The organism is Promicromonospora sp. NPDC019610, from assembly GCF_044389365.1.
Taxonomy (GTDB): domain Bacteria; phylum Actinomycetota; class Actinomycetes; order Actinomycetales; family Cellulomonadaceae; genus Promicromonospora.
In genome coordinates, this window is sequence record NZ_JBIRXX010000001.1 from 260,099 (window position 1) to 283,434 (window position 23,336).

At 70.8% G+C, this 23,336-nt stretch carries 19 protein-coding genes and 1 tRNA gene; 9 read left to right on the forward strand and 11 right to left on the reverse strand.

Annotated elements, in window-relative coordinates; translation table 11 throughout:
• The first annotated feature begins 37 nt into the window (after nt 1–37).
• On the forward strand, nt 38–919 hold the full coding sequence (locus ACH45N_RS01125; RefSeq protein ID WP_397390345.1) for a rhomboid family intramembrane serine protease: 882 nt from the start codon (nt 38–40) through the stop codon (nt 917–919).
• Nucleotides 920–1,041: 122 nt separating this feature from the next.
• Here the strand turns inward: ACH45N_RS01125 and ACH45N_RS01130 are convergent, their stop codons facing one another.
• Complete coding sequence (locus ACH45N_RS01130) at nt 1,042–1,314, reverse strand: cell division protein CrgA (protein WP_285100574.1); 273 nt, start codon at nt 1,312–1,314, stop codon at nt 1,042–1,044.
• 144 nt (nt 1,315–1,458) lie between these two features.
• Here ACH45N_RS01130 and ACH45N_RS01135 point away from each other — a divergent pair, with 144 nt between their 5' ends.
• Genes ACH45N_RS01135 through ACH45N_RS01150 form a run of 4 tightly spaced genes read left to right on the forward strand, consistent with a single transcriptional unit; the run spans nt 1,459 to nt 3,934 of the window.
• The gene (locus tag ACH45N_RS01135; protein WP_397390347.1) at nt 1,459–2,274 is read left to right on the forward strand and encodes a DUF881 domain-containing protein; all 816 of its coding nucleotides are present in this window, start codon (nt 1,459–1,461) and stop codon (nt 2,272–2,274) included.
• The gene (locus ACH45N_RS01140; RefSeq protein ID WP_397390349.1) at nt 2,271–3,104 is read left to right on the forward strand and encodes a class E sortase; all 834 of its coding nucleotides are present in this window, start codon (nt 2,271–2,273) and stop codon (nt 3,102–3,104) included. Before ACH45N_RS01135 ends, ACH45N_RS01140 begins: the two co-directional genes overlap by 4 nt.
• On the forward strand, nt 3,104–3,262 hold the full coding sequence (locus tag ACH45N_RS01145; protein WP_285100577.1) for a hypothetical protein: 159 nt from the start codon (nt 3,104–3,106) through the stop codon (nt 3,260–3,262). Before ACH45N_RS01140 ends, ACH45N_RS01145 begins: the two co-directional genes overlap by 1 nt.
• Before the next feature lie 9 nt (nt 3,263–3,271).
• Nucleotides 3,272–3,934: an aminodeoxychorismate/anthranilate synthase component II gene (locus ACH45N_RS01150; protein WP_397390351.1), complete on the forward strand. Its 663-nt coding sequence runs from the start codon at nt 3,272–3,274 to the stop codon at nt 3,932–3,934.
• A gap of 60 nt (nt 3,935–3,994) precedes the next feature.
• Here the strand turns inward: ACH45N_RS01150 and pknB are convergent, their stop codons facing one another.
• From pknB to ACH45N_RS01185, 7 genes are read right to left on the reverse strand one after another with little or no spacing between them, the layout of a single operon-like run.
• The gene (gene pknB, locus ACH45N_RS01155; protein WP_397390353.1) at nt 3,995–6,022 is read right to left on the reverse strand and encodes a Stk1 family PASTA domain-containing Ser/Thr kinase; all 2,028 of its coding nucleotides are present in this window, start codon (nt 6,020–6,022) and stop codon (nt 3,995–3,997) included.
• The gene (locus ACH45N_RS01160) at nt 6,023–7,879 is read right to left on the reverse strand and encodes a protein kinase (RefSeq protein ID WP_397390355.1); all 1,857 of its coding nucleotides are present in this window, start codon (nt 7,877–7,879) and stop codon (nt 6,023–6,025) included. It abuts the gene before it with no gap.
• A complete protein-coding gene (locus ACH45N_RS01165) occupies nt 7,876–9,411 on the reverse strand; it encodes a peptidoglycan D,D-transpeptidase FtsI family protein (RefSeq protein ID WP_397390357.1) in 1,536 nt (511 codons plus the stop codon). The genes ACH45N_RS01160 and ACH45N_RS01165 overlap by 4 nt, the downstream gene beginning before the upstream one ends.
• On the reverse strand, nt 9,408–10,913 hold the full coding sequence (locus ACH45N_RS01170; RefSeq protein ID WP_397390359.1) for an FtsW/RodA/SpoVE family cell cycle protein: 1,506 nt from the start codon (nt 10,911–10,913) through the stop codon (nt 9,408–9,410). Before ACH45N_RS01170 ends, ACH45N_RS01165 begins: the two co-directional genes overlap by 4 nt.
• The gene (locus ACH45N_RS01175; protein ID WP_397390361.1) at nt 10,910–12,433 is read right to left on the reverse strand and encodes a PP2C family protein-serine/threonine phosphatase; all 1,524 of its coding nucleotides are present in this window, start codon (nt 12,431–12,433) and stop codon (nt 10,910–10,912) included. The genes ACH45N_RS01170 and ACH45N_RS01175 overlap by 4 nt, the downstream gene beginning before the upstream one ends.
• A gap of 7 nt (nt 12,434–12,440) precedes the next feature.
• Complete coding sequence (locus ACH45N_RS01180) at nt 12,441–12,932, reverse strand: FHA domain-containing protein (RefSeq protein ID WP_397390363.1); 492 nt, start codon at nt 12,930–12,932, stop codon at nt 12,441–12,443.
• A gap of 10 nt (nt 12,933–12,942) precedes the next feature.
• Nucleotides 12,943–13,659, reverse strand: a complete 717-nt coding sequence (locus ACH45N_RS01185; RefSeq protein WP_020017306.1) for a DUF3662 and FHA domain-containing protein — start codon at nt 13,657–13,659, stop codon at nt 12,943–12,945.
• Nucleotides 13,660–13,899: 240 nt separating this feature from the next.
• Between ACH45N_RS01185 and ACH45N_RS01190 the strand changes: the two genes are divergently transcribed.
• Nucleotides 13,900–13,983 (forward strand) — tRNA-Leu (locus ACH45N_RS01190).
• 190 nt (nt 13,984–14,173) lie between these two features.
• Here ACH45N_RS01190 and ACH45N_RS01195 read toward each other — a convergent pair.
• Both ACH45N_RS01195 and ACH45N_RS01200 read right to left on the reverse strand, forming a co-directional pair.
• Entirely contained in the window at nt 14,174–16,903 is a 2,730-nt protein-coding gene (locus ACH45N_RS01195; RefSeq protein ID WP_397390365.1) for a hypothetical protein, read from the reverse strand.
• A gap of 205 nt (nt 16,904–17,108) precedes the next feature.
• The gene (locus ACH45N_RS01200; RefSeq protein WP_397390367.1) at nt 17,109–18,365 is read right to left on the reverse strand and encodes an anhydro-N-acetylmuramic acid kinase; all 1,257 of its coding nucleotides are present in this window, start codon (nt 18,363–18,365) and stop codon (nt 17,109–17,111) included.
• 71 nt (nt 18,366–18,436) lie between these two features.
• Between ACH45N_RS01200 and ACH45N_RS01205 the strand changes: the two genes are divergently transcribed.
• Both ACH45N_RS01205 and ACH45N_RS01210 read left to right on the forward strand, forming a co-directional pair.
• Entirely contained in the window at nt 18,437–19,285 is an 849-nt protein-coding gene (locus ACH45N_RS01205; RefSeq protein ID WP_397390369.1) for a class I SAM-dependent methyltransferase, read from the forward strand.
• 244 nt (nt 19,286–19,529) lie between these two features.
• A complete protein-coding gene (locus ACH45N_RS01210) occupies nt 19,530–21,536 on the forward strand; it encodes a hypothetical protein (RefSeq protein WP_397390371.1) in 2,007 nt (668 codons plus the stop codon).
• Here the strand turns inward: ACH45N_RS01210 and ACH45N_RS01215 are convergent.
• On the reverse strand, nt 21,526–22,356 hold the full coding sequence (locus tag ACH45N_RS01215) for an alpha/beta fold hydrolase (protein ID WP_397390373.1): 831 nt from the start codon (nt 22,354–22,356) through the stop codon (nt 21,526–21,528). The two genes, ACH45N_RS01210 and ACH45N_RS01215, sit on opposite strands and share 11 nt — an antisense overlap.
• A 429-nt stretch (nt 22,357–22,785) precedes the next feature.
• Here ACH45N_RS01215 and ACH45N_RS01220 point away from each other — a divergent pair, with 429 nt between their 5' ends.
• Entirely contained in the window at nt 22,786–23,283 is a 498-nt protein-coding gene (locus tag ACH45N_RS01220; protein ID WP_397393763.1) for a low molecular weight protein-tyrosine-phosphatase, read from the forward strand.
• Nucleotides 23,284–23,336: the final 53 nt, after the last annotated feature.

Genomic DNA, 23,336 nt, shown 5'->3' on the forward strand with positions numbered 1-23,336 from the left:
GAGCACCGATGACCGAGGGGACTGAGGACGTATCGCGATGAACGACCCGGCCGCCGAGGAGCCGACCGAGGCCGAGGCTCCCGTCTGCCCGCGACACCCCGACCGGGTGGCCTACGTGCGCTGCCAGCGCTGCGGTCGTCCGACGTGCCCGGAGTGCCAGCGACCGGCCGCGGTCGGCGTGCAGTGCGTCGACTGCGTCCGGGAGACGAAGCGTGCCGCCCCGCGGATCCGGACGGTGTTCGGCGGCTCCGCCACCAGCACCGCCGCCAACGGCCGGCCGGTCGTCACGCTGACGATCATCGGCATCTGCGTCGTGAGCTGGCTGCTGCAGCTGGTGACGAGGGGCGCGTGGACGGAAGCCCTGTGGTTCTGGCCCTGGGGCGGCGCGATGGAGCCGTACCGGTTCCTCACGGCGTCGTTCCTGCACTCCACGTCGCCGCTGCACATCCTGTTCAACATGTACGCGCTGTGGATCACGGGTCAGTTCCTCGAACCGCTCCTCGGCCGAGCCCGGTTCACGGTCCTGTGCCTGCTGTCCGCCGTGGGCGGGTCGGTCGGCGTGCTGCTCCTGGCCGGCGACCCGTTCACGTCGAGCGCCTGGGTGACACCGGTCGTCGGCGCGTCCGGCATGGTGTTCGGGCTGTTCGGGGCGATGCTCCCCGTGATGCGCCGCCTGGGCCGCAGCATGGCTCAGGTGCTCGTCCTGATCGCGATCAACGGCGTCATCGGGTTCTTCGTGCCGAACATCTCGTGGCAGGCGCACCTCGGCGGTCTCGTCACCGGTGCGCTGGTGGCGACCGCCTACGCGTACGCGCCCAAGGAGCGGCGCGCGCTCGTCGCATGGGTGGTTCCGGTGGTCGGTATCGCCGTCCTGACCGCGCTGGCGGTGTGGCGCTACAGCTCGGTCGGCGTCCTGTGAACGGGCCGCGGGACGAGCGAGCGGACTGTCACCGATCTCTTTTCCCCAGCTTTACCCACAGCTGTGGATAAATGGGTACACAGCTCCGCGGCCGCCTCGGTGCGGCCGCGGAGCCGCCGTTCTCAGCGCCAGCGGGTGGTGAGCCCGAAGCCCACGATGATCAGCCCGAAGCCGACCGCGAGGTTCCACTGGCCGATCTGCGGGATCGGCAGCGCCAGGTCTGCGCTGGTCAGGTAGTACGTCACGATCCAGGCGAGGCCGAGGACCATGAGGCCGACCATGACGGGGGCCAGCCAACGCGGGTTGACCGCCTCACCGGGCAGCGCGACCTTGGCCTCGGCCTTGTCAGCCTTGGGCGTGGCCTTCTTCTTGTTGCGGGACTTCGACTCGGGCACGAGGCGGGCTCCTGTCCTGGGGGGTCTGCCCGACGGGTGTGCCGAGCCGACGTCTGCTTGCTCGTGGACTAGCGTAGTGGTCGACAGCCCGAGTCGTGACCAGACGCGTCCGCGGGTTTGTCGAATGTTGCAGGAGGGACGCGTGTGACCGGACCGGAGCCGACGCCCGCGCCGTCGTCCAAGGGCGGTGCCGGAGGCTTTCTTGGTGCCCTGACTCACGGGCGATGGCGTTCGTGGCTCAGCGTGGGGGCGGTCGCCGTGCTGGCCGGCCTCATGTTCAGCGCCAGCGCCCGGCTGGCCGACGGCGGCGGCGCCGGCAACCGCGACCCCCAGGACCTCGCGCAGCTCGTGGACACCGAGACCGACCGCGTCACCGACCTCACCGAGCGCAGCACCGAGCTGGACCGCGAGATCGAGGGGCTGAGCGCGCGTGCCGGCACGACCGTGCCGACCCTGGACGACGACCTGGTGCGGCGCGAGGGCGTGGTGTCGGGATCCGAACCAGTGCGGGGCGCCGGGCTGACCGTGACGCTCGACGACGCGCCGTCGACGTCGGTCGGGGCGGGGCCCGGCGGTGTCGAGCCACAGCCGGACGACCTCGTGGTGCACCAGCAGGACCTGCAGCACGTCATCAACGCGCTCTGGGCCGGCGGGGCCGAGGCGATGACCCTGCAGGGTGAGCGGGTGACGTCGACGTCGGCGTTCCGGTGCTCCGGAAACATCCTGCTGCTGCACGGCAAGGTCTTCTCACCACCGTACAAGGTGACGGCAGTGGGAGACCCGGCGAAGATGGAGGCGTCGCTCGACGAGTCCGAGGGTGTGCAGACGTACCTCGAGTACGTGGACTGGGTACACCTGGGCTGGGACGTGCGACGTAGCGACCACCTGGACCTCCCCGCGTACGACGGCGGCGGTCTGCAGTACGCGACGGTTCCCGATGGTACGGAGGTCTTTGGATGACCCACGCGCAGGCCGGCCACAACGTGCCGCTGCCCCAGGAGGTGTTTCCCATCGCCTATCAGCGCGGTCCGTCCGGGATGGGGCCGCGCAACGCGCGGCGCCCCCAGTCGTCGGGATCCCCCATGCGGCCCGTCGCCTGGCTGATCGGCGTGATGGGCGAGCTCCTCGTGACGGCAGGCCTGGTGCTCGGGCTGTTCGTGGTGTGGCAGCTCTGGTGGACGGACGTCGAGGGCGCCCGCGCCCAGAACGAGATCATCGCCGAGATGGACTGGGAGGCGCCTCCGACCGGCCCGCAGACCGCCAAGGAGAACCACGGTCCGCCGCCGGTCATGGCGGAGCCGCCGGACGCCGGCACGCTTTTCGCGCAGATGTACATCCCGCGGTTCGGCGACGACTACGTCAAGCCGATCGCCGAGGGCACGGACAAGGCGACGGTGCTCGACACCATCGGCATCGGGCACTACGTGGGCACCGCGATGCCGGGCGACCTCGGCAACTTCGCGGTCGCCGCGCACCGCACGACCTACGGCAAGCCGTTCAACCAGATCGCCGAGCTGAAGCCGGGCGACCCCCTGGTGGTTCGCACCGAGGACACCTGGTACGTGTACAAGGTGACCGAGTCGCAGATCGTCTACCCGCAGAACGTCGAGGTCATCGCGCCGGTGCCGGGCGTGACCGCCGACGAGGAGATGCCCGAGCTGACGAAGCGGTTCATCACGCTGACCTCCTGCCACCCGATGTTCTCCGCGACCGAGCGGTACATCGTGCACGGTGAGCTCGAGTACTGGTCGCCCGTGGGCGAGGGCAAGCCGAAGGAGCTGGTGAGCTGATGTACGCGCTGCTGTGGCGGGCCATCCCGGGCCCCGGCTGGTTCAAGTTCCTGGTATGCCTCGTGCTGGCGTTCGGCGTGATCGCGGTGTGCTTCACACAGTTCTTCCCGTGGCTCAGCGACTACATGCCGTTCAACGACACCACCGTCGGCGCGTAGCATGCCTGCATGACGCGCATCCTCGTCGTCGACAACTACGACTCGTTCGTCTACACGATCGTCGGTTACCTCGACCAGATCGGCGCCCGGACCGTGGTGGTCCGGAACGACGCCGTGCCCGCTCCCGACGCCGACGGCCGCTTCTGGTACGACGGCGGCGACGGGACGCCCGTGCCCTACGACGGCGTGCTCGTCTCCCCCGGCCCCGGCACTCCCGCGGAGGCCGGCGCCTCCGAGGACGTCATCCGGGCCTGCGCCCGGTCCCGCACCCCGATGCTCGGCGTCTGCCTCGGGCACCAGGCGCTGGCCGAGGTGTTCGGCGGCAAGGTGACGCACGCGCCGGAGCTCATGCACGGCAAGACGAGCCTCGTGGAGCACTCGGGCCAGGGCGTCCTCGCCGGCCTGCCCACGCCGTTCACCGCGACGCGCTACCACTCGCTGGCGGTGACGCCGGACAGCGTGCCGGCCGAGCTCATGGTGACCTGCTCGACGGCGTCGGGCATCGTGATGGGGCTGCAGCACCGCGAGCTGCCGCTGCACGGGGTGCAGTTCCACCCCGAGTCGGTGCTCACCGAGGGTGGGCACCGGCTGCTGGCGAACTGGCTGGAGACCTGCGGGCTCGAGGGCGCCGTGGAGCGGGCACAAGGAATGGCGCCGCTGGTCATCTCCTGACCTGCGACGCCATCGTGCGGTGCGGCCCCTGACCCGTTTCCCGGTCAGGGGCCACACGCGTTACGGGATGATGTCCTCGCCGTCGCCCCCGCCGTCGCCGCCGCCCTCAGGGCCGGTGGAGATCACCAGGTTGATGTACGAGCCCACGTCGACCGTGGAGCCCGGAGCCGGGTCGGACCGGATCACCTGGCCGGCGGCGAAGATGTCCGAGGACTCCTCGGACGCCTGCTGGCACGTGATCTGCACGCCGGTGCACGCGACCTGGGCCTCGTCGAGCGTCTTGCCGACGAGGTCCGCGGGGACGGTCGTCTCCTTGGGTGCCGGGGCCTCCGCGATGAAGACCGTCACGGAGGTGCCCTGCTTCACGTCGCCGGCCTCGGGGTCGGTGCGCGACACCGTGCCCGGCGTCACCTCGTCGCTCTCCTCGGTGTCCCACTGGATCGTGCCGAGACCGAGGTTCGCGAGCTGGGCCTCGGCGCCCTCCTTGGACTGCCCGATCACGTTCGGGAGGGTGGTGTTGCCGGTCGACAGGTACAGGACGACGTCCGAGCCCTCCTGGACGGGCTGGCCCGCACCCGGCTCGCTCTTGGTGACCTGGCCCTGGCTCACGTCCGGGCTGTTCTCGGACTCGGTGCCGCTGACGTTGAGGTTCAGCTCCTCGAGCTTGGCCCGGGCGTCCGCCTCCGACAGGTTCTTCAGCTCGGGCAGGGTGACCTGGCCCGGCGCGCCCGCCACGAAGACGGTGACGGTCGAGTCCGGCTCGACCTCCTCGCCCGCGCCCGGATCGGTCCTGCCGGTCGTCTGGCCCTCGTCGAGGTCGGACTCCTTGTCGATGGCCGACTGGAACGTCAGCCCGGCGGCCTCGATCCGTGCCTTCGCCTCGTCGGCGGTGAGGCCCTCCGCGATCGTGGGCACGGCGACCGTCGTCGGCTCCTCCTCGCCACCGCCGTTGATGACCATGGCGATGATGATGGCCGCGACCGCCGCGAGGGCGATGCCGAGCAGCCACCACATGAGGGCCTTGCTCTTCTTCTCGGGCTCGCGCTGACCGTTGCGGGTCTGCGGGCCGGGGTAGCCGTTGCCCGGCGTGATCGGGCTCTGCTGCGCCGTGGCCGGACCCCAGTTGCCCTGGCCCGGCGTCATGACCTGCGTGGCGCCGTACGCGGGCTGGCCGGCGACCTGGGTCGCGCCCATCATCGCGGCACCGACCATGGGCGCGGTGACCTGGCCGCCGCGCATCGCGGCCTCCAGGTCGCGGCGGAACTCCGCCGCGGTGCTGTACCGGTGGTCGCGGTCCTTGGTGAGGGCCTTGAGGGTGATGCGGTCGAGCACCTCGGGGACGTCGGTGGCGACCTCCGACGGGCGCTGCGGCTCCTGGCCCACGTGCTGGTAGGCCACGGCGACTGGGGAGTCGCCCTGGAACGGCGGCCGGCCCGTGAGCAGCTCGAACAGCATGCAGCCGGTGGAGTACAGGTCGGAGCGGGTGTCCACCTGCTCGCCGCGCGCCTGCTCCGGGGAGAGGTACTGCGCCGTGCCGATCACGGCGTGGGTCTGCGTCATCGTCGCGGCGGAGTCGGCCATGGCGCGGGCGATGCCGAAGTCCATCACCTTGACCGCGCCCGTGGGCGTGATCATCACGTTCGCAGGCTTGATGTCGCGGTGCACGATGCCTGCGTGGTGCGAGTACTCCAGCGCGCTCAGCACGCCGACCGTGATCTCGACGGCCTCCTCGATCGGCACCGCCGCGCCGTCGGTCAGGATGTCGCGGACCGTGTGGCCCTCGACGTACTCCATGACGATGAACGGGACGTGCACGTCCTCGCCGGCGGCGTTCTGGTGGATGTCCTCGCCGGTGTCGTACACGGCGACGACCGCGGGGTGGTTCAGCGCGGCAGCCGACTGCGCCTCACGCCGGAAACGGGTGAGGAACGACGGGTCGCGGGCGAGGTCGGAACGGAGCACCTTGATCGCGACGGTACGACCGAGACGGGTGTCGTGGCCGATGTGTACCTCGGCCATGCCGCCACGGCCGACGAGCTCGCCGACCTCATAACGGCCGGCGAGTACGCGGGGCGTGTTCTCCACCACTCATAGGTCCTTTGATGTCGTGGCCGTCTGCCTCTGGGCATACGACTCGTTGAGGAGCATCATCCCAGAAGCGGCCAGTCCGGCCGCTGCCGGGGGATTCAGCGTTTCGGCGTACATTTCGGTGGAACCCCACGGTTCCCGCAGAGCGCCGTCGTCGCCGCCCCCCGTGACCAGCATGATGAGGATGACCACGAGCAACAGCCCGACCAGGGCGACGAGCGGCCAGGACACGCGGATCCCCAGGCGATCCTCGATCCCGTTCACCCAGCCCTGGATGTCGGACGACAGGCTGCGCCGTCCCTTCCCAGGGTGCCCTCCCGAGCGCCCCTGCTGGGGGACCCGCCGCCCGTCCTGGCGTGTCGAGTGCAGGTCGCGGCGCGACGGATACGCCCGCGCGGCCCCGTTCCCCGTGCCCGACGGCGGCGGGACGTACCCGGGTGCGGCAGCCTGGCCGTAGGAGTCGGAGCCGTACGCGCCCGAGGTCGTGCCGTACCCGGCCGAGTCGGATCCGTACCCCGCCGAGTCCGAGCCGTACGCGGCGGAGTCCGTGCCGTACCCGGCCGAGCTCGCGCCGTATCCCCCGGAGGTGGGCCCGCCAGCCGGGGTGCCCGGAGCCGGGGAGTAGGGGCGTCCGTAGGCGTCCGTGCCGTAGGTGCCCGACGTCGTGCCGTACCCGGCCGAGTCGGAACCGTAGGACCCGGAGCCGAACGGACCGGAACCGTAGCCGCCTGCCGGAGTGCCAGGGTCGTAGCCGCCCGCGGGGTTCGCGGAACCGAAGCCACCCGCCGCGGAGCCCGAGCCGTAACCGCCGGCGGGCGCGCCCGGACCGGCGGACGGCTGGGGCGGCGCGGACTGGGCGTTGGCCACGGTCGTGTGTCGTCCACCGCTGGTCGGGCCGAACGGGGACTGCCTGCGGGCGTGCGAGGGTCCGGGCTGCGGCGCGCTCGACCGGCCGTTGCCGGAGCGCTGCGTGGAGGAGGCCTGACCGTCGCGGCGCGAGCGGCGCGCGTAGCGCGAGCTGCCGAACGGGTCCTCGGCGATCTCCGCGGCCAGCATGTCCAGGTGCCGCGCGAGCTGGTCCGCCGAGGAGATGCGCTGCGCCGGGTCCTTCTCCAGCATCTGCGTGATGGTCTCGGCCAGTCCCGGGTGCACCGAGGTCGGCAGCAGCGGCATCGGCGCGTTGACGTGCGCGATCGCGATGTCGACCGGCGTCCTGCCGGTGAAGGGACGGCGGCCCGCCGTCGCCTCGTAGGCGACCACGCCGAGCGCGTAGATGTCCGAGGCGCCCGTGGCCGACTGGCCGACGGCCTGCTCGGGAGACAGGTACTGCGCGGTGCCCATGACCATGCCCGTGGCGGTCATGGGCACCTGGTTCTGGGCGACCGAGACGCCGAAGTCGGTGATCTTCACGGTGCCGGAGTGCTCCAGCAGGATGTTGCCCGGCTTGACGTCGCGGTGCACCACACCGGCGAGGTGCGCGGCGTGCAGGCCGCGGGCGGTCTGCGCCAGGATCGGCAGCAGCCGGGCCGGCTGCAGCACCGGCTCCCGTTCGAGCAGGTCGGCGAGGGGCTCGCCCAGGACCAGCTCCATGACGAGGTAGCCGGCGCCGTTCTCCTCGCCGTAGTCGAACATCTGCGCGATGTTGGGGTGGACGAGGGTCGACGAGTTCCGGGCTTCGGTGCGCAGGCGGCGGAGGAAGTCCTCGTTGCCCGTGTACTCCTCGCGGAGCACCTTCACGGCGATCTCGCGCGCGAGCTTCTCGTCGCGCGCGACCCACACCTCGCCCATGCCGCCCATGGCGATACGCCGCACCAGCTTGTAGCGATCACCCAGCGACAGACCCTCGACCGGTCTCATTTCGAGATCGCCGCCTGCATGATCTGTGCGGCGATCGGGCTGGCGAGGGCGCCACCCGTGGTCTCGTTGGTGGACTGGCCCTCGTTCTCCAGCACCACGGCCACGGCGACCTGTGGGTCGTCGGCCGGTGCGAAGGAGGTGAACCACAGCGTGGGCGACCGGGGGTCGTCCTCGGCGGTACCGGTCTTGCCGGCCACCTGGACACCCGGGATCTGCGCGCCCGTGCCGGAGCCGTCCTCCACCACCGCGACCATCATCTCGGTCAGCGCGTCGGCCGTGGACGAGGAGAACGGGCTCTTGTAACGGTTCGGCTTGGTCTGGCTGACGAGCTCGAGGTCGCTGTCCCGCACGCTCTGGATGAGGTAGGGCTCCATGAGGTCGCCGTCGTTCGCGATGGCGGCCGAGATCATGGCCACCTGGAGCGGCGTCAGGCGCAGGTCGCCCTGGCCCATGCCGGACAGTGCGATGCGCGCGTCGGAGTCGTCCGTCGCGGTGTCGGAGAGGCCCGGGTAGACGCCGGCCGAGGTGGTCATCGGGACCTCGAGCGAGTCGGTGAAGCCGAAGTCCTGGAACATCTGCTGCATGCCGTCCTTGCCGACCGTGTTGGCCAGCTCCAGGAACGCGGTGTTGCAGGAGATCCGCAGGGCGTCCTTGAGCGTCATCTGGCCTGTCGGCGAGCAGGTCTCACCACCGAAGTTCTGCACCCTGCCGCCGTCGCCGGTCGTGCCGGGAAGCTGGTAGACGTCCTTCGCCGGGATCTGGGTGGCGGGCGACATGCCGTTGTACTCGATGGCAGCGGCCGACGTCAGCAGCTTGAACGTGGAGCCGGGCGGGTAGATCGCGTTGATCGTGCGGTTGATCGTGGGGCCGTAGGGGCTGAGCCGCTCCTCGCCGCCGATCGAGTTGACCCGCGGCTTGGCGTTGAGGACCTCCTCGGCGGCCGCGTTGGCCGCCTCGCTGTCGTGCGAGGACAGCGCGTTCGGGTCGAACGAGGGCTTGGAGACCATCGCGAGGATGGCTCCCGTCTTCGGGTTGATGGCCACGGCCGCGCCGACGTTGTCGCCCAGGGCGTCCCAGGCAGCCTTCTGCACCTTGGGGTCGATCGTGAGCTCGACCGAGGAGCCCTGCGCCTCCTCGCCCGTGATGAGGTTCTGGAGGCGGTCCAGCCACAGCGAGTCGTCCTCGCCCGCCAGGTAGCTGTTCGCGTACCGCTCCATGCCCGTGACCGTGCCGTTGATGCTGAAGTAACCCGTGACCGGCGCGAACACAGCGGCCGCACCGGCGTCACCGTCGGAGTAGGTGCGCTGGTACTTGAAGTTGTCGTCCACCGGGACGGACGTGACGATCGGGTCGCCGTTGCTCACGACGATCGGGCCGCGGTCCCGGCCGAGCGCGCTGTAGATGCCCCGCACGTTCCTGGGATCGTCGTTCAGGCTCTGCGCCTGGACGAACTGGATCCAGGTGGTCGAGACCATGAGGGCCAGGAACATCACCATGACGACGGTCGACAGGCGGCGCAGGGTCGCGTTCACAGGTCCACCCCCCGCACGATCTGGGTCGCCTCGTTGGGCGTCGGGCCGCGGCCCGCGCCGGCGTCCGTCCCCGCCTGGACCGGGGCCGCACCAGGCCCCCCTACCTCGATCGCGCCGCCGCCCACCACGGCGGGCGCGGGGTCGGCCAGGGTGCCGCGGGTCGGCAGGGCCGACGGTCGCCGGGCGGCGTCGGAGATGCGCAGCATGAGGGCGATGACTATCCAGTTCGCGAGCAGGGACGATCCACCCTGCGCCATGAACGGCAGGGTCAGACCGGTGAGCGGGATGATGCGGGTGATGCCGCCCACGACGACGAAGAGCTGCAGCGCCATGACGAACGCGAGGCCGCCCGCGAGCAGCTTGCCGAAGCCGTCACGCACGCCGATCGCGTGGCGCAGGCCGCGCTGCACGATCACCAGGTAGATCAGCAGGATCGCCAGCAGGCCGGTCAGGCCGAGCTCCTCGCCGAGGGCGGCGTACACGAAGTCGGAGAAGGCGAACGGCACCCGGTCCGGGAATCCCTCGCCCCAGCCGGCGCCGAACATGCCGCCGTACGCCATGCCGAACATGCCCTGGACGATCTGGTAGGACCCGCCGAACACGCGCTCGTAGAGCTCGTTGTTGAGCGGGTCGAGCCAGACGTCGACACGAGCCTGCACGTGGCTGAAGATCGACCAGGCGACGACGGCGCCCGCGGCGAACATCGTGAGGCCGATGACGATCCAGCCGACCCGGTCGGTGGCCAGGTAGAGCATGCCGACGAAGAGGCCGAAGAACAGGAGCGAGGTGCCGAGGTCCTTCTCGCCGACGAGGACCGCCAGAGAGACGGCCCAGACGATGAGGATGGGACCGAGGTCGCGCAGGCGCGGGAGCTGGAGGCCCAGGAACTTCTTGCCGGCCAGTGCCAGCGTGTCGCGGTTCGCGACGAGGTAGCCAGCGAAGAACACGGCGAACGCGATCTTGGCGAACTCGGCCGGCTGCAGCGAGAACGGGCCGATGAAGATCCAGATCTGCGCGCCGTTGATCTCCTTGCCCAGGCCGGGCACCAGGGGCAGGACGACCAGCACGATGCCGACGATCATCGCCGTGTAGGTCAGGCGGCGCAGGCTGCGGTGGTCGCGGATCACGAAGATGACGATGCAGCCGAGGATGATGCCGATCGCGGACCACATGATGTGCCGCGGCGCGTTGGCACCCGCCATGGCGACGTTCTGCGACAGGTCGAGCCGCAGCACCATCGCCATGCTGACGCTGTTCAGCAGCACGACGGCGGGCAGGATCACCTGGTCGGCGTACGGCGCCCGCAGCCGCAGCACGATGTGCGCCGTGAAGGCGAGTGCGGCCAGGACGAGCGAGTAGGTCCAGAACCCCTCGGGCAGGCCGTCCTCCATGGAGTAGCCCACCATCCACATGCCGCCCATGCCGAGCGCCAGCGCGACGACGAGCAGGATCGCCTCGGCGACGCGGGCCGGTGCCTTCTCCTCGGGCTGGAGGACACTCATTCGTTCCCTCCCGTCGCGGTCTCCTTCGAGGCGGTGGGCGTGGACTTGGGCGACGAGGTGCTCGACGGCTCGCTCGTGGTCGGCGTCGGGGTGGACGAGGGCGACGGCGACGCCGACGGCTCGGTCTCCACGGTCGCCTCGGCGATCAGCCGCTCGGCGCGCCCGCGGGCGTCCTCGAGCGAGGTGGCCCGGATGGTCTCGTTCACCCGGTCCGCGACGAAGGTGGGCAGCTCGTCGACCCGGGTGCCCGTGAGCTCGACCGCCGTCGAGAAGGTCAGGGGTCCGGCCGTCGCCGGGATGCCGCGGAACACCGCGACCTGGCCGTCGGACTCACCCACGTAGTACTGGGTCTGGGTCCAGCGGTACCCGCCCCAGCCCGCCAGGACGAGGCCCACGACCAGCAGGAGCACGCCGACCACGGTCAGCCAGACGCGCTTCTTGCGTGTCGGCGCCTCGTCGTCGGTCTCCTCGTCCAGGTCGTCGTCGGGCTGGATGTCCGGCCGGTACTGCTCCTCGTCCGTGCCGCCCGCGATCATGGCCTGCTCGAGCGTGTCGGCCAGGTTGTCCTGGGCCGCCGGGTCGGACAGGACGCCCACCGCCACGGGGGCCTGCGCCTGCTGTCCGCCGTTCGCCGCGCCGCCGCGGCTGAAGCCGGTCACGGTGTCGCCGTCGATCTCGGAGTGCGGGGCCGCGCTCGCGGAGGGCGTGCCCCCACCGGCCGCGGTCACGCCCGCGAGGGCGGCCGAGCCGACGATCTCCGGGGTGACGGTGGCCGTGGTGCCCGCCGCGGCGGCGTCGTCCAGGACGTCGGCCACGACGACGGTGATGTTGTCGGTGCTGCCGGCGCGCATGGACATCGAGACGAGTCGCTCGACGGCGTCATACGGGTCGGGGACGGTGCCGAGGACCTCGGCGATCTCGTCGTCCGGCACGAATCCGGACAGGCCGTCGGAGCAGAGCATCCAGCGGTCGCCGGGCACCGCCTCGCGGATCGACAGGTCGGGGGTGAGGTCCAGGTCGAAGTCGCCGAGGACCCGCATGACGACGTTGCGCTGCGGGTGGCTCTCGGCCTCGTCCGGGGTGATCCGGCCGGTGTCGACGAGGTGCTGCACGAAGGTGTGGTCCACCGTGACCTGCGCGAGCGTGCCGTCCCGCAGCAGGTACGCGCGCGAGTCGCCCAGGTGGGCCATGGCAAGCGTGTTGCCGGACTTCAGCAGCGCGGTGACGGTGGTGCCCATGCCGGCCAGGTCCGGGTCGGCCGTGGTGGCGTCGACGAGGTCCTGCCGGGCGCGGTCGATCGAGCGTTCCAGCTCGGACATCGACTGGTCGGAGCTGTGGTCGGGCCGGTCGAGGCCCACCAGGGCCGCGATGGTCAGCGCGGACGCGACGTCGCCGCCTGCGTGTCCGCCCATCCCGTCGGCCACGACGAGGAGGTTGGGCCCCGCGTACGCGGAGTCCTGGTTGTTGGAGCGGACGAGGCCGACGTCGGAGCGCGCGGCATACCGCAAGGTCACGGTCACGTGGTGGTCATCCCTGGAGCTCGACGACGGACTGTCCGATCTGCACGCCTACACCGGGAGCGAGCGGGATGACGCCCTGCACCCGCTCCTCACCGATGTAGGTGCCGTTCGTGGAACCGAGGTCCTCCACGAACCACTGGCCGCCCTGGGGAAAGATCCGCGCGTGGCGCGAGGACGAGTAGTCGTCGTCGAGCACGAGGGTGCAGCTCGGCGCGCGCCCGATCAGCACTCCGGACGAGGTGAGGGGAATGGTGGTCCCGGTGAGCGGGCCGGCCACCACGACGAGCCGCGACGGGCCACCGCGCTGGGGCGCGCGGGGCGCACCGCCGCCCGGGGTCGGCGTCGGGGCGGGCCCCGCCAGCTCGGGCCGGCGCCGCCGGCCGCTGGAGGTGCGTGGCCCCGCGAGGTCGCGCCGGAGCACTGCGACGGCGGAGAGCACGAACACCCACAGCAGCACGAGATAGCCCAGCCGGAGCAGGGTGAACGTGAGCTCACTCATTTCGGTTTATTCACCAGTCCTCGTTGTCCGCACCGGACGCGCTGCCGGTCCAGAACATGATGCGGGTACGGCCGATGGTCATCGTGTTGCCATCGAGCAGGGTCGCGGCAGGAACCTGGTGGCCCTCGACGTACAGGCCGTTGGTGGAGCCCATGTCGGTCGCCACTACGCCGTCCGGCGTCACGCGGATCTCGAGGTGACGCCGGGAGACGCCCGGGTCGTCCACCACGATGTCCGCCTCGGCGTCGCGCCCGATGACGGTCACCGGTCCGGTGAGCAGGTAGCGCTGACCATCGATGTCGATGAGCGGGTGCCGTCCCGTCGGCGCGCCGGAGGTCGCCGGGGCGACACTTCCCTGCACGCTGCGCGACCGTACGGTGAAGCGGCCGGGCACCAGCTCGTACTGCTCGTCGAACGTCACGCTCACGGGGCCCACGAACGCGTAGTGCTGCGTCGCGGCGTACGCCGTGATGTTGGACGCGAGCTCGTCGGCGAGGGTCTGTGCACCCCACGCCTCGATCTGGGCGAAGTCGTCGGGAGCAAGCTCGATCGTGAACTCGTTCGGTGCGACGGTACGGTCACGTCCGACGACCGCGGCACGGTCGTCCAGTTCACGCCGCAGCCTGCTCGCCAGCTCGACGGGCTTCACTTCGCCACGTCCCACCTTGGCGAACGCGTTGTTCATCATGCGCTCCACGCTCTTCTCGAAGCGGTCCAGGGCGCCCATGCCACCTCCTTCCAGGGTCTGCGCCGGGCAGACTACCTAGATCGTATAGACCGGTAGGTCCCCGCAGACTCCAATACTGTGGATGTCCTGCGGATCTTCTCCGATCTTCCCTCAGGTGGCGCGGCGAGGAGAGGCGTGGGCGGATCCGCACGCTACTAGACCTGCGGCGGGACGTGAACCACTTCACGGTTATTGGATTCGGAACTGCCGTCCGAGTCGTGCTAGCGTCATCCTCGCAGCGCGCGAGTGGCGGAATAGGCAGACGCGCACGGTTCAGGTCCGTGTGCCCGAAAGGGCGTGGGGGTTCAACTCCCCCCTCGCGCACGTTGTACGCAAGGCCCCGGCTCAGATGAGTCGGGGCCTTCGTCTTGCCCGGCGTCGGGGCTCGTCCGGGCGCCCGAGATGGGTACTTCTCCCCCGATATTCCTGGGGCCACGCGTGGAACAGCCGGGGTGGCGACGTCGGAGGACGTCACCACCCCGGCTGATGCGGGCGCGCGGGTCTGCCGCGGGGGTCAGCGGATGGTCACCGTCCGGGTGCTGGTCACCGACTTGGCCGTGTACCCGGCGCGCGAACCGGTCACCGTGACCGTCAGGTGCTTGCCCCGGGCCCGCGCTGGGACGACGAACCGGTTGCTCGTTCGTGTCGAGATGGTCGCCCCGTCCGCCTTCCACACGTACTTCACCGACGACGGCGCGGGCGACCACGTCCCGCGGCTCACCGTGAGCGTCGACCCGACCCGCTTGGTCCCCGTGACCGTGGGCCGCGGCGCCGTGAAGGTGCCCGCGGCCACCGTCGACGTCGCGGAGCTCGCGACCGACCTCGTCGTGTACCCGGAGCGCGAGCCGATCACCGTGACGGTCAGCCGCTTCCCCTTCGCCGACGCCGGCACCACGAACGTGCTCGACGTCCGCGTGGAGATGGTCGTCCCGTTCGCCTTCCACACGTACTTCACGGACGACGGCGTCGGCGACCACGTCCCGCGGGACGCCGTCAGGGTCGCGCCGACCTTCGCCGTGCCCTTGATGGTCGGCTTCGGGGCGGTGAACGTCCCGGGCGCGACGGCGGCCGTGGGGGCGCTGGTCGCCGACGACTCGTAGTACTGCTTGGTGCCGGTGACCGTGACGGTGACCTTCTTGCCCGCCGCCGAGGCGGGGACGGTGAACGTGCTCGACGTCGCGCCCGCGACGGCGACGCCGTCGACCTTCCACGCGTAGCGGAAGCTGGTGGGTGTCGGCGACCAGATGCCGGCGGCGGCGGTCAGCGTCGAGCCGACTTGCGGGGCACCGATGACCGTCGGAGTGGCCGCCGCGAACGAAGCCGGCTCGACGGTGACCGTCCGCTGAAGGTGGGAGTCGAGAAAGCCGCCGTCCGCCTGGAACTTCAGGATCGTGGGATAAGTGCCAGGAACCAGTTCGTCCTCGTCGCCCGTCCTGATCAAGCCATGACCGGTCCCGTCGAGCCGCGCGCTGTATCCGAACGCGAATATCGCCCGGTCGTTGAGGAAGAGCCTGGCGACTCCGGCCGGAACGAGCGAGTCGGAACGCACGTCGACCGCGATGGAGTCGGGCATCTCTCCATAGCGCCACGATGACGGTAGGTCGCTCTCGACACGCGTCGCAGGCGCGCCAAGGACGACCACTGTTCCGCTCCACGATGCCGAGTCACCTGCGCCCCAACCTTCATAGGTGAACTGGGCAGTGTATGTCCCTGGCTCAAGAGAGAGATCGCGCAGGCATGACGTGATCCGCGTGCCTTCTTGATTGGGTTGGTACCAGTCATAGGACTGCCCTGGATCGCCGTCCACGCTGATGGTGGTCTGGTCCTCCGTCTGCCACCAGAGGCGTGATCCGTCCTCCGTGACGAGCGTGAAGCAGAGCGTGTCCTCGGAGCCCTGGCGCCAGGTCGGCGGACCCGAGGTGGTCAGCGCGACCGGGCTGGGTCCGACAAAGTCGAAGGTGTTCTCGATGGTGGTCGTGGCGTAGGGCGACCCGGAAAACGTCACGGCCACGTCGTGGCTTCCGACCTGCGCGTGGTCGCGGGGCATGAGGTAGATGTCCGTAGAGGAGGGCCACAGGCTTTGTGCCTCGAGCGCGCGCTCTTGTCCGTCGGGAGTCCGCACGGTGGTCTCTGCCAGACCGGTGATCGGGGTCCCGTCTCCGAGTGTTGCGGCGACATTGACTCGGACATGATCCGTGACGCGCAACGGACGGTCGGCAGGCAGCATCGGCAGGACTGACACCTCCACCGGGATGGGGTCGCCCACCATGATCGCCCAGTGCTGACCGTAGGGCCCTTCGCCGGTGACTGCTGAGAAGACAGCACGCTCGGTGGGAACCACGGGTGGGGTCGCGTCTTCGCCGCTGAGTCCCCAGCTGAGAATCGTTCCGTCGTCCAGGGCCGCGGCTCCCTTACCAAATTGGATTGCGGCGAGCGAGACGATCGATCGTCCGGTCGGCACGACCGCGACGAGCCCGTTCTCCGACGAGATGACCCGGCCATCCGCTGTGGCGGCGACAGCCTCGACCTGACCCATGTCGACGCCGATGAAGCGCGTGTCCGCGGGTGGTTCGAACACGGTCGCTCCGGGTTCATCGTTCCCGACCTGGCAGTACACGAACGCCCCATCGTCGCGCAGCGCGACCCAGCGGCTGCCCGAGTCGCGCGCGGAGATAGCCGTGTAGCGCAGTCCGGGGCCTGGATCGCTGGCGTCGGGGCACATCACTTCCGGCGTCCCTGAGGGCTCAAGCACACCGTCCGACCGCAGCGCGAGTCCAGGGGCGATCGCCGTATACGCCAAGCCTTCCGGAGGCGTCGTGACAACTCGGCCGTTCAGGTCCAACACCACGCCGTCGGACCTGAGCACATGCTCTCCCGCGATCCCACCCGTCGATACCGCCGTGTATCTCGTGTTCGGCGGGGCCTGTAGATGTTGCGTGACGCTGTCTGTGTCGTGGTAACGGCGCCAATCGACATTTCCGTCACTCCGGAGCACCAGAACGGTGAACGAGTCGGAGGTGACTGCCGTCGCGAACACCCCGGGCGGAAGTGCTGGCGGCGCGTTGGTGCCACCGAGGTCACCCCAGCGGACCACCTGCCCGCCGTTCGTACTGGGCGTTCCCTCCTGCACGAAGGTGGGGTCCAGGGAGTCGGTGGCCGTCTCGGCCACCGCGCCTGCACTGCCCACCTGTGCTCCCTGGGCTGGCGTCGCACCGGCCGCCGTCACGGTCAGCCCGAGCACCACGCAAGAGGCCACCAGCGACGCAGAGGCCCGCCGTGCTAAGGAAATAATTCGCCGAGAGTCTGAGGTCGGCATCGAGCGCTCCAGGAAAGTGGCGCATGGTCCATGCGCGGAACGATAAGTCGCGTGACTGTATCCGCCGCGGAGCCGCGTTTGTCCCGAAACAAGCGCGTCTCGCTCATCTTCACCCGCTGACGTTCCGGGCACCTCAGACCGGCGGCAAGATCTCCAACCGCACCGGCCGCCCCGCGCCCGCACTCCGCCCCGGCGGGTACCGCCCGTCCGCCCCCGGCGTCACCGACCCCAGCACGCTCGGGTGTCGTGCCCCGGTCGCTCCCGGCAGCACGCCGGGCAGGCCGTGCCACGTGTGCCAGCCGAGCACCGCGAACGCCAGTGCCTCCTTGGCCTGGCTCGGCACGCCCAGCTCGTCCGAGGTGCGGACGGCGACCCCGGGCAGCTCCGACCGGAGCGCCGCCATGAGCACCGGGTTGCGGGTGCCGCCGCCCGAGGCGACGACCTCGGTGGCGGTGTGTCGCACGGCGTCGGCCACGGTGCGGGCCGTGAGCGCCACGAGCGTGGCGAGCAGGTCCTCCGCCGTCGGCTCCGTCGGGCCGAGTCGGTCCAACAGGTAGGAGAGGTGGAACAGCTCCTTGCCCGTCGACTTGGGCGCCGGCCGCGCGTAGTACGGCTCGTCGAGCAGCCGCTCCAGAAGAAGGGGGAGCACCTGGCCGCGGGCGGCGAGCGCGCCGTCGGCGTCGTAGGTGAGGCGTCCGCCCGTGACGTGTCGGGTCGCGGCGTCGAGCAGCGCGCACGCCGGGCCCGTGTCGAAGGCGACCGACGTCGCCGTGGACGGCGACACCGGGGACGGCGTTTCCCCGGACAACAGGGTCACGTTCGCGATCCCGCCCAGGTTGAGCGCGACGGCGCCCGGGCGGCCGGCGAGCCACAGCGTGTCGAACAGGCCGACCAGCGGCGCGCCCTGCCCGCCCGCGGCGACGTCGCGGGTGCGCAGGCCCGAGACGACGGGGAGCCCGGTCGCCTCGGCGATCCACGCGGGCTCGCCGATCTGCAGGGTGCCCCGCACGACCCCGCCCGCCGGCGCCCAGTGGAAGAGCGTCTGGCCGTGCGAGACCACGAGGTCGGCGCGCCCACCGCAGAGCTCGGCGACGGCACGGGTCGCGACGTCGGCGAAGGCCTGTCCGACGCCGGTGTCGAGCCGGCACACGGCCTCCGCGGTGGTGCCGGCCGGCGGCAGGGCCGCCACCAGCTCCGACCGGAGGACAGCCGGGTACGGGGCCGAGAGGTGCCCGAGGGGGATGAGGGTCAGCGTGTCGCCGACGAGCCGGAGGTCGCACGCCGCGGCGTCGACCCCGTCATGGGACGTGCCGGACATCAGGCCGACCACCCGCAGCGAGAACTGCGGATCTGCCGGTGAAATGTGCGACGCGGGTATGGGATTCACCATCACGGCGACGCCTCCGGTCGTGTTTGCACCAGTGTTAGCCCTTACTCCCCGTTTGCGTCACAATCTCCCACATGCTTGACGTCTCGATCGCCCCTGCTCCGGCGCCGGACGCGCCGTTCGAGGACCACGTCGAATGGGCGCGAAACGCCCCTGCGACTCCTGCTACACCCGCGGCGCTGTTCACGGGTGGTCTCGACGACGCTCCCGTCGACGACCGTCTCACGATCGACGCGCCGGAGTGGGACTACCCCACGCTGGCCCGCGAGATCGTGCTCAAGTCACGGGGTGCCGTGCTCGACATCGGCACCGGTGACGGTGACTTCTTCGCGGGCCTGGGCCCGCTCCCCAAGGGTTCGGCCGCCACGGAGCTCGGCCCGGCCTTCCTCTCTGCCCGACGGCGCCTGGAGCCGCTCGGCATCGACGTGCGCCGCGTGGAGCCGTCGTGGACGGGCGACGTGCTGCTGCCGTTCTTCGACGGTCAGTTCAGCGCGGTGCTCAGCCGGTTCAGCAGCATCGACCCCGACGAGGTGGGCCGCGTGCTGGAGCCGGGCGGCACGTTCCTCACCGAGCAGGTGGACACGCGCGACGGCTTCGTCCTCAACCAGGTGCTGCGGGTGCCGCTGGGCTGGGACCCGGACGGCGTGACGATCGACGTCATCTCCGACGGCCTCGTCGCCTCCGGTCTCGAGATCGTCGAGGCCACGGAGTACGCGGGGACGCGCACGTTCAAGGACCTCTCCTCCGTGCTCTGGTACCTGCGGGTCGCGGCCTGGCAGGTGCCCGACCTGGCCGACCTCACCCCGGCCGCCGTCGCCCGCCACGAGGCGGCGCTGCGCGGGCTGCACATGCACTTCGCGACGGGCAACGTGCTCGTGGACGAGGCGCCGCGGATCCTGGTCACGGCCCGCCGCCCGTTCTGAGGCCGCTCGTTCTGGGACCACCAGCTCTGAGACCGCCAGAGCCCGTCGGGACACACGTCTCGACGGGCTCTGCTGGGCCCGATGGGTTGACGCCGGGTGAATCCAGGGGTGAACTTCGACGGTTTTAAGCCGATTCCCGCGAAATGTTGCTTCCGGCAGCATTCGCGGCACGTTACGTTCGCGACGCCCGGGACCGACGGCGGTCCCCGGTGCCCCGTCCTGTCACGGATCGCGAAGGACCCCCATGAAGCAGAAGCTGTTCGGCGACGCTCACCCCGCGCTCGCCGCCCCCACCCCGAGAACGGCCCGGCGCTGGCGCGCCGGCGCATCGCTCGCCACGCTCGCCCTGGTCGCCGGGCCGTTCGCCGCTGTGCCGGCGTCCGCCGCGGAGGCCGACGCGCCCGTCTTCACCGGAACCCTTGCGGTGAGCGGTACGGCGGCGGTCGGCTCCACGGTCGCCCTCGACCAGACCGGCGGCACCTGGACACCCGAGCCCGAGTCCGTCGCCTACGCGTGGTACCTCAGCTCGGACGCGGTCCTGGACACGACGGCGGACACGCTCGTCGAGGGGGCCGGCGACCCGACGCTCGACGTCCTGCCCGCCTACCTCGACCAGTACCTGATCGGCACCGTCGCGGCGACCGCGGGCGGCCTGACGAGCGCCCCCGTCGCGGCAGCCTCCGGCGTCGTGTCCCTCGGCGACCTCGCTCCCGGCACCCCGACCGTCTCCGGCACGGTCAAGGTCGCCTCGAAGCTCACCGCCAAGCCGGGCACCTGGCCTGAGGGCACCTCCCTCGCCTACCAGTGGAAGATCAGCGGCACGACGGTCGCCACCACGACGACGTTCACCCCGCAGGCCGCGCACGCGGGCAAGACCCTGCGTCTCGTCGTGACCGGCACGAAGGACGGCTACGCCCCGAAGACCGCGTACAGCGCGTTCTCGACCGTGGCGAAGGCCAGCTTCGTCACGACGACGCCGAAGATCAACGGCACGGTCAAGGTCGGCGGCCTGGTCGGCGCCACCACCGGCCACTTCTCCCCGACGGCCACGCTGAAGTACCAGTGGAAGGCGAACGGCAGCTCGATCTCCGGCGCCACCGGTCGCACCTACACGATCCCCAACCGCCTGCACGGTGACAAGCTCACCGTCACGGTGACCGGCTCCAAGGCCGGCTACACGACGAAGAGCCTGACGTCGGCCGCCGCCGTCGTCTCCAAGCCCTTCGCCCGCACGTCCGCGCCGACGATCAGCGGCACCGTCCGCGTGGGCCAGACCCTCACCGCGAACCGCGGCACCTGGTCGCCCACCCCGTCGGTGGTCACCTACCAGTGGCGCGCCAACGGCGCGCCGATCGCCGGCGCGACCAGCCGCACCTACCGGCTCACCACCAAGGAGCACGGCAAGCTGATCTCGGTGCAGGTCACCGGGCGCAAGTACGCCTACCTGCCGGCGTCGCGCCTCAGCGGGGCGACGGCCAAGGTGAAGTGGCCCGTCGGCATCAGCACGCCCGACGTGAAGACGCAGCCCACGCGCTACGTGGACACGACGGTGGGCAAGACCGTCACGCTCAAGGTGTCGGCCACGGGTGGCGGTCTCAAGTACCAGTGGCAGCGCTGGACCCCGGCGAGCGGCACCTGGACCAACATCGGCTCGAACAGCTCGACGTACCGGTTCACCGCCGCGCCCGCGCACGAGCTCAACCAGTTCCGCGTGGTCGTGTCGAACATGGCCGGCAAGGACACCAGCAACCGGACCTACCTGTGGGTCCGCTCCTCGCTGTCGTCGCCGTTCGCGGCCTACCAGTGGTTCAGCCTGTGGAACTACAACGCCGCGGTCAGCGAGTCCTACGAGTACGCCGGCTACCTGGCGGCTGACGTCGGCGTCTGCGCCGCGCCGGGCTACTACCCGACCGGTGACATCTCCGTGCAGTTCATCGGCAGCAACGGGCACGTCTACCCCGGCGCCGGCCAGGAGCAGCCCAACCACATCTCCCACGGCGTCGTCCTCGACGACGACGGGTGCGGATTCTTCGGTGCGTACACCGAGGCCCCGCGGTCCGTCTGGGTGGGTGGCCGCTGGCGCGTCACCGACCGGTCCGACGGCCAGGTGTACCACCAGTACGTGAAGTACGACAGCTACGAGGGGACGATGTCCGCTCGTACGCTCGGCTCCGGTGCCGGTGTGTCCCGGCTCGGCGGCCTGCAGGGCACGTCTCCCGTCGTTGGCTCCCGCGCCTCGCTCACGGACTGACGACACCCAGGAGGCCGGCGACGGCCTCCGCCATCGCTTCCGGCGGCACGTCCGCCCCGTGACCGGGAACGGTCACACGGCGTGCCGCCGGGAGCACGGCCACCAGCGAGCCCGCCGCCGCAGCGACGACGGCGGCGCTCGCGGTGCCGTGGACCACGAGCACCGGCTGGGTGATCTGGTCCCAGCGGCACATCAGGGCCCGTCGCCCCAGGGCGACGGCCGCGAGGACGCGACCGTCGTAGGCGATGGTCGGCGCCATCGCCTCCAGGTCTGCCCACGACGCCGACGCCCGCATCCGCGGCACCAGCCGGCACGGCATGCCCACCACGTCGAGGAACAGCTCGACGGCGCTCCCCGGGTCACCCGCCGCCACGCAGGCCTCCACCCCCGCGATCATCCGGGGATCTGTGGGCGACTCCCCGCTCGCCACGTCGTAGCCGGGCTCGAAGCAGAGCACGCCGGTGACCACGGCGCCCAGGTCGGCGGCCGCGCGCAGCGCCAGGAACGCCCCCGTGGAGATGCCCAGCAGCACAGCCGGGCCCGTGACCTGCAACAACGCGGCGATGTCGTCGACCTCCCGGTCCACGCTGTACGGCGGGGTGTCGCCGCTCCCACCGCGTCCGCGCCGGTCGTACCGCAGCGTGGTCACGCGGTCGCCCAGCTCCGCCGCCACGGCGAGCGTGACAGGGATCCGGTGGGCGAGGACGCCGTCGATCACGACGACCGCCGGCGCCAGGCCGCGGCCCGGCCCGGTGAGGTCGAAGGCGATCCGCGTGCCGTCGGCCGACGTCGTGAACGCGTCGACGGTGGTGATGGTCATGCAGGGCAGACGGGCCGGTTCCCCGAAAGTCGTCGCTCGGCCCCGTGCCCGGGGCTCCGAATTTCGCCGCGAGGAAAAAGCCTGGGCGTACGTCGCCGGGCGGCGTAGGTTCTGTGGCACATGAGAAGGGAGGTGATCCGAGAAGTGATTTCACATCGGACCCATGAGGTGGTCGCGCGCTAGTCGCGTGACGCTGTAAGCGTTTCGCGCCGACGGCGGTCGGGTGGCTCAGCACGGGGCCTTTTGATCGCTCAGGCGCAACGGGACAATGGTGGCGATTTCCTCGCGACCACCGGAGCCCGCGGGTGCCGTGCCCTCGTCCAGCACGGCTGACATCTGTCGCCCCGCGGGCTTTCCCGTGCCCGGCCGCATCCGGGAGAGAGCCGCGAGCGCGCAAGGGAGAATGTGCGCGTGACTGCCTACCGCGTGATGACCGTCTGCACCGGAAACATCTGCAGGTCCCCGATGGCCGAGATCGTGCTGCGCGACCGCTTCGAGGCCGCCGGCCTGGGCGATGCCGTGGTGGTCGACTCGACCGGCGTGAGCGACGAGGAGCACGGCAACCCGGTGGACCGGCGCGCTCGCGCCGTCCTCGCCGAGCACGGCTACCCCACCGGCGACGGGCACCGGGCCCGCCAGGTGACCAGTGACGACGTCGGCTCCCGGGACCTGGTCCTCGCGATGACCGCCCGCCACGCACAGGCCCTGCGGAACCTCGCGGGCCGCGCGCAGGCCGACACGACGATCCGGTTGTACCGGTCGTTCGACCCCGCCGTGGAGGGTGCGCCCGAGCAGCAGCTCGACATCGCCGACCCCTGGTACGGGGGTCCCGAGGACTTCGAGGAGTGCCTCGCCGAGATCGAGGCGGCGGCGGACGGCGTCGTCGACTTCGTCCGCGCGGAGCTGGGCGTGCCCTCGGGCGCCTGATCGGCATTTCACCCCGTCCCGACCGGCCCGTCGGCGGTCCGCCGTCTACGGTG